The sequence below is a fragment of the Rubidibacter lacunae KORDI 51-2 genome (genome assembly GCF_000473895.1).
Classification (GTDB): Bacteria; Cyanobacteriota; Cyanobacteriia; order Cyanobacteriales; family Rubidibacteraceae; genus Rubidibacter; species Rubidibacter lacunae.
In genome coordinates this window covers 1-658 of the sequence record NZ_ASSJ01000056.1, presented here as the reverse complement: position 1 = coordinate 658, position 658 = coordinate 1, and the positions used below count along the sequence as shown (strand labels likewise).

The following is a 658-nucleotide window of genomic DNA, read 5'->3' as shown; positions in this document are numbered from 1 at the left end:
AGCTCGACTTTAGCCATTAGGCGGAATAGCAGAGTAAGTCAGACCAGCACTCCCAGAGTTCCTGTCGGACTTTTCCCAACTTCCTGCTCCCAGGCGACCTGCGTAAAAGTTCCGCTGCCCACAACTGCCGTCGCACCAGCGCTAGCGCATCAATAAACGTCGGCCGCTCCTTGCGATACCACGCTGCCTGGGGCAGCTTCCAGCTCCCGTCTCTCTGACTCTGCTGTGCCTGCACTACGACCAGCGAAAACAGACCCAACAGCACCGGCGTCGTGCGGGCGATCGCTCGCGGCGACCATTGCCGCTGGCTCTCAACCCCGAGATGGGCGCGCACTTCCGCAAACGTCACCTCCACCTGCCAGCGCCACCGATACCACTGCACGATTTGCGCCGCCGACTGGGATGGGTCCGTACAGAGAAATCCCTGCGCTGTCCGCTTTCCCTGCGGGTCGCGCACCAGCACCCAGCGCAGCGGCACGGTCGGCTTGCCCACGTGGTACCAGACCGCCGTGCCGGTCGCGAGCTCCAGGACTCGGGGCTGCCCTCCGTACCACTGCACCGTCACGGTTTGCCAGACCGTCTCGGGCGACTCGAGACGCGCTGCGAGCGTGGGCAGTCGCTGCCCTTTGCGGCGCGGACGACCCATCTGCCCGGGCGG

At 65.3% G+C, this 658-nt stretch carries 1 pseudogene; it reads right to left on the bottom strand.

What is annotated here, in order from left to right:
- Positions 1-16: 16 nt before the first annotated feature.
- Positions 17-658 (bottom strand): annotated as a pseudogene (locus tag KR51_RS20250) (hypothetical protein); the annotation flags it as partial.